Source organism: Streptacidiphilus neutrinimicus, assembly GCF_000787815.1.
GTDB lineage: Bacteria > Actinomycetota > Actinomycetes > Streptomycetales > Streptomycetaceae > Streptacidiphilus > Streptacidiphilus neutrinimicus.
Genome location: NZ_BBPO01000132.1, coordinates 1 through 5,326, shown reverse-complemented (window position 1 = coordinate 5,326; position 5,326 = coordinate 1). Strand labels below are relative to the sequence as shown.

The following is a 5,326-nucleotide window of genomic DNA, read 5'->3' as shown; positions in this document are numbered from 1 at the left end:
CGGTGTACTCCCCCGGCTCCAGATCGGTGAAGCGGAACGCGCCGTCCTCGCCGGTCAGCGCGGCGGCGACCACCGCGCCCGCCGCGTCCAGGAGGGTGACCCTGGCGTCGGCGACCGGCCGGCCGGCCGTGGTGCGGACGGTGCCGCGCAGGGTACCGCTGCCCGCGAGGGCGACGTCCTGGCGCGTCTCGATGTTGGGGGCGACGTCCACCGCCATCGCGGCGGGGCGGTACGCCCGCGCGCTGACGGTCAGGGTGTACACGCCGGAGACCAGGTCGCGGAACGCGTACGCGCCGTCGGAGTCGGCGTGGGCACTGGCCACGACCTCGCCGTGGCCGTCCGTCAGCGTGACCGACGCGCCGGCGACGGGCGCACCCTCCGCGCTGCGGGTCGCGCCCGCCAGGCGGCCGGTGCCGCCGAGGACCACGTCGAGCTCGACCGGGCGGCCGCCCACCGTGACGGTGACCGCCTGCGGTTGGTGGCCGGGGGCCGCCGCGATGAGCACGTAGTTGCCGTTGCGCGGCGCGGCCAGCGCCCAGCGGCCGTCGCCGCCGCTGCCGGTGCGGGCGATCTGGCGGCCGTCGAGGTCGACCAGCGTCAGCACGGCGCGCGGCACGCCCGTCCGGTCGCTCTGCAGCACGGCTCCGGTCACCGGCGTGCCGGTCGGCGGGGCCTGCGGCGGTACGGCGGAGGAGGTGACGGACTCCGAGGTGACGTCCTCGGGCCCGGCGTGGGTCACCAACGGTTTCTCCTTCAGCAGGAAGCCCAGTAGGAAGCCCAGCGCCAGCACCGGCGCCAGGTAGAGGAAGACACGCGGCATCGCGGCCGCGAACGCCTGCACGTACGCGTCGCGCAACGGCGGCGGGAGGTGGTGGACCAGCTCCGGCGTGATCGCGTTGTCCGCCCGCAGGCCGCGCTGCGCGAGCTGCTGCGCGAAGCGGGCGGAGAAGATCGTGCCGAAGACCGCCGCGCCGACCGAACCGCCGATCTGACGCAGGTAGTTGTTGGCCGAGGTGGCCGCCCCGATGTCGCCCGGCGAGACGGAGTTCTGCACCGCCAGGACCAGCACCGGCAGCGCCAGGCCGACGCCAAGCCCGAGCACGGCCATGGCCACGCTCTGCACCGCGTAGGAGCTGCGGGCGTCCAGCAGGCCGAGCAGGACCATGCCGGCCGCGCCGAGCGCGCCGCCCAGCACGGGGTAGATCTTGTAGCGGCCGGTCCGGCTGATGAGTTGGCCGGTGCCGATGGAGCCCACCACCACGCCGCCCATCAGCGGCAGCATCTTCAGGCCCGAGCCGGTGGCGCTCGCGCCGTCGACCATCTGCAGGAAGCTCGGCAGGTAGCTGGCCGCGCCGAACAGGCCGACGCCGACCACCAGGCCGATCAGCCCGGAGACGGTGAAGACGCTGTCGCGGAAGAGCCGCAGCGGGATCGCGGGCGCGTAGCCGTGCCGCTCCGCCAGCAGCTCGACGGGCACGAAGAGCGCGGTGGCCAGCACCGCGCCGCCGATCAGCCCGAGGATGACCGGGGAGTGCCAGGCGTACCTGCTGCCGCCCCAACTCGTGGCCAGCACCAGGCAGGTGCCGACGGCGGCGAGCAGCAGCGCGCCGGGCCAGTCCAGCCGCCCCGCCTCGCGGGCCGCGCGCCGGGTGCGGCGCGGGAGCACGAGCGTCACGACGAGCAGGGCGAGGAGGCCGACGGGCAGGTTGACCCAGAAGCACCAGCGCCAGCCGGGCCCGTCGGTGAGCCAGCCGCCCAGCAGCGGTCCGGCGACGGAGGACAGCCCGAAGACCGCGCCGATCAGGCCCATGTAGCGGCCGCGTTCCCGCGGCGAGACCACGTCCGCCATGATCGCCTGCACGCCGATCATCAGCCCGCCGCCGCCGATGCCCTGGAGCGCGCGGTAGGCGATCAGCTCGTTCATGCTGTGCGAGACGCCCGACAGCGCGGAGCCCACCAGGAAGACGACGATGGCGAACTGGAAGACGGGCTTGCGCCCGATCATGTCGCCGAGCCGGCCGTAGACGGGCAGGCCGACCGTGGAGGCGAGCAGGTAGGCGGTGACGACCCAGCTCATCCGGCTGAGTCCGTCGAGGTCGCCGACGATCCGAGGCAGCGCGGTGGCGACGATGGTCTGGTCCAGGGCCGCGAGCAGCAGCGCCAGCATCAGCCCGACGAAGATCAGCCGGATCCGCGTGGGCGATTCCTGCGCCGCCGCGGGAGGGGCGGGCGCCGCCGCCGACCCGACAGGCTCGCCCGCGGCCGCGTCGCTCCGTGCTGCGTCGACCTCTGCTGCGGCGACCCCCGCTGCCGTCGGGGCTGCATCGTGCACGGCGTCGTCGATCACTGGCATGCCGCGATCCTTGCAGCCTGCGTCCGATCGGCCGGACCGGTGCGATCATCGCACCGAACCGGCCGATCAAGTTTCACCTGCGGCGATGTGACGCCAAGTCGACAATGCCGCTCGGGCGATCGGTTGCCAGATTCACCCGTCCGGAGTGTCCGCGGCGGCCCTGCCTGGGACAGGTTCCTAGGCGACGGCGTCCGCCAGGCGGCTCAGCACCGCGTCGTGGATGCGGTTGAGGCCCTTGGGCGCGAAGGTGCGCTCGAAGAAGCCGCCGATGCCGCCGGCGCCCTGCCAGGTGGTCTCGATGACGACCTTGGACTTGCCGTCGCCCGCCGGGGTGACCGTCCAGGTGATCACCATCGAGGAGTTGGCGTCCGACTCGACGACGCGGCCCGGGGTCGGCTCGGTCACGGTGAACAGGCAGTCGCGCACGCGCTTCTCGGTGGCCTGGAGCTTCCAGTGCACGACGGTGCCGGCGCCGCGGCCGCCCTCGCGGACCTGGTACTCGCTGTACTGGGACGGCAGCAGGGTCGGGCGGACCTTCTCGTAGTCGGCGACCGCGTCGAAGACCTGCTCGGGGGCGGCCTCGATGACCCGCTCGGTGACGGCGTAGACCTGGCCCATGACGTGCTCCTTGCTCGAAAGAGAGATGCGGAAGGTGGAGGAGGAGGTTCTGGAGCAAGCCAACCACACCGGCCCTCTGGCGGCTTCGGCGCCTCCGCTGCCAAGGTGACGGCATGACGAGCGAACGCCCCTGGCTGACCGTACGTCCCAAGCCCGACGAGTACGCCTGGACCTTCGGCGGCGCCGCGCCCGTGGCCCGCGTCGCCCCGGGGACGGTGCTCGACCTGACCACGGAGGACTGCTTCGCGGGGCGGGTGACGTCCGAGCGCACCCTCGTCTCCGAGGTGTGCACGTTCCCGTTCCTGAACCCCCAGACAGGCCCGTTCTGGGTCGAGGGCGCGGAGCCCGGCGACACCCTCGCCGTCCACTTCGTCTCCGTCGAACCCGCCCGGGACTGGGCGGCCTCGACCACCGTCCCGCTGTTCGGCGCGCTGACCTCCACCCACGCCACCGCGACGCTCCAGGACCCGCTGCCCGAGCGCGTCTGGATCTGGGAGCTCGACCGCGCCCGGCGGCTTTGCCGCTTCTCCGCGCACGACAGCGACCTGGTGCTGGACCTGCCGATGGACCCCATGCACGGCACCGTCGGCGTCGCCCCGGCCAATCTGGAGGTCCGCTCGGCGCTCGTGCCCGACGCGCACGGCGGCAACCTGGACACCCCGGAGATGCGCGCGGGCGTCACCTGCTTCCTCGGCGTCAACGTCGAGGGCGCGCTGTTCAGTCTCGGCGACGGCCACGCCCGTCAGGGCGAGGGCGAGACCTGCGGCGTCGCGGTGGAGTGCGCGATGGAGACCGTCGTCGTCGTGGACCTGCTCAAGGGCGTCGCCACGCCGTGGCCGCGCATCGAGTCGGACACCCACCTGATCTCGACGGGCTCGGCGCGCCCGCTGGAGGACGCCTTCCGGATCGCCCAACTCGACCTGGTGCAGTGGCTGGTGGCCGACTACGGCTTCTCCGAGATGGACGCCTACCAGTTCCTCTCCCAGGCGGTCGAGTCGCCGCTGGCGAACGTCTGCGACACCAACTACACGTCGGTGGCCAAGGTCCGCAAGGACTACCTCCCGCGCGGCCGCGACCCCTACCGGGGCCTGCACGCCCGGCTGCGGGAGGTTGCGGCATCCTTGCTGCCGTGACCGAACACACCGAAGCCCCGCTCAACGCCGACGAGATCCTCGACGTGGTCGACGCCGAGGACCACGTCGTCGGCCGGGCGCCGCGCGCCCGGGTGATGGCGGAGCGGCTGCGCCACCGCTGCGTCTTCATCCTGGCCACGGACGCGGACGGCCGCGTCTTCGTGCACCGCCGCACCCCGCAGAAGATCGTCTTCCCGTCCCTGTACGACGTGTTCGTCGGGGGCGTCGTCGGCACGGGCGAGTCCTACGACGAGGCGGCCAAGCGTGAGGCGGAGGAGGAGCTCGGCGTCGTCGGCATCGAGCCGGAGCACCTGTTCACCTTCCTCTACTCCAGCGCGGACCACGAGTGGTTCTCCGCCGTCTACCGCGCGACGACGCCGGTCGAGGTCGCCCCGCAGCCGGAGGAGGTCGCCTGGCACGCCTTCCTCACGGAGGCGGAACTGGAGGCGGCACTCCCCGGCTGGGACGTCGTCCCCGACGGCCTCGAGGCCTGGCGCCGCCTGAAGGAGTGGCAGGCGTCGGCGGTCCGCCCGGTCTCCCGGCCGGACGCCTCGGCGGCGGTCAGCGGGCTCGGCTGGCGCTACCTGCTGGGCACGCTGCGCACCGCGGTCCCGGCCGGGTCCCTGGCGCAGGCGGCGGCGGTCGCCGTCCGGGCGGCGGAGGTCTGCGGTCGTGACGCCGACGGCCACCTGCGCGTCGAACTGCGGCACGACCGGGCGCTGTTGAGCCTGCAGTCCGCCGCCCAGGCGGACGTGACGGGCCGCGACCTGGACCTGGCCCGACGGCTGTCGGCGGCGCTGCCCACCCGGCCGCACGCGGGCGAGGGCGACGACGCGGCCCGCTCGCTGCAGTTGGTGGAACTGGCCGTCGACGCACTCGACATCGCGTCGATCCGGCCGTTCTGGAAGGCGGTCCTCGGCTACACCGACGAGCCCGGTCGGGGCGGCCCGACGGACGCGCTGGTGGACCCGCTCGGCCACGGCCCAGCCGTCTGGTTCCAGCAGATGGACGCCCCGCGTCCGCAGCGCAACCGCATCCACTTCGACGTCTGCGTGCCCCACGACGAGGCCCCGGACCGGATCGCGGCGACACTGGCCGCCGGCGGCCGACTGCTGGACGCCGAGGCAGCCCCGGCGTTCTGGGTCCTGGCGGACGCGGAAGGCAACGAGGCATGCGTGACGACCTGGCAGGGCCGGGACTGAGGCACCGCCCGCCCCGACCG

4 protein-coding genes are annotated in these 5,326 nt (G+C 73.6%); 2 read left to right on the top strand and 2 right to left on the bottom strand.

Annotated features, from left to right (window positions below; genetic code table 11):
* Both TR48_RS36980 and TR48_RS36975 read right to left on the bottom strand, forming a co-directional pair.
* Window positions 1-2,353: MFS transporter (locus TR48_RS36980; protein WP_084730072.1), on the bottom strand; the 2,353-nt coding region annotated here is incomplete at its 3' end.
* A gap of 177 nt (window positions 2,354-2,530) precedes the next feature.
* Window positions 2,531-2,971 (bottom strand): SRPBCC family protein, encoded by a 441-nt coding sequence (locus TR48_RS36975; RefSeq protein WP_042375035.1) that lies wholly within the window; start codon window positions 2,969-2,971, stop codon window positions 2,531-2,533.
* Window positions 2,972-3,084: 113 nt separating this feature from the next.
* Here TR48_RS36975 and TR48_RS36970 point away from each other — a divergent pair, with 113 nt between their 5' ends.
* Entirely contained in the window at window positions 3,085-4,104 is a 1,020-nt protein-coding gene (locus tag TR48_RS36970; protein WP_042375034.1) for an acetamidase/formamidase family protein, read from the top strand.
* Window positions 4,101-5,306, top strand: a complete 1,206-nt coding sequence (locus TR48_RS46745) for a VOC family protein (RefSeq protein WP_369405636.1) — start codon at window positions 4,101-4,103, stop codon at window positions 5,304-5,306. The genes TR48_RS36970 and TR48_RS46745 overlap by 4 nt, the downstream gene beginning before the upstream one ends.
* Window positions 5,307-5,326: the final 20 nt, after the last annotated feature.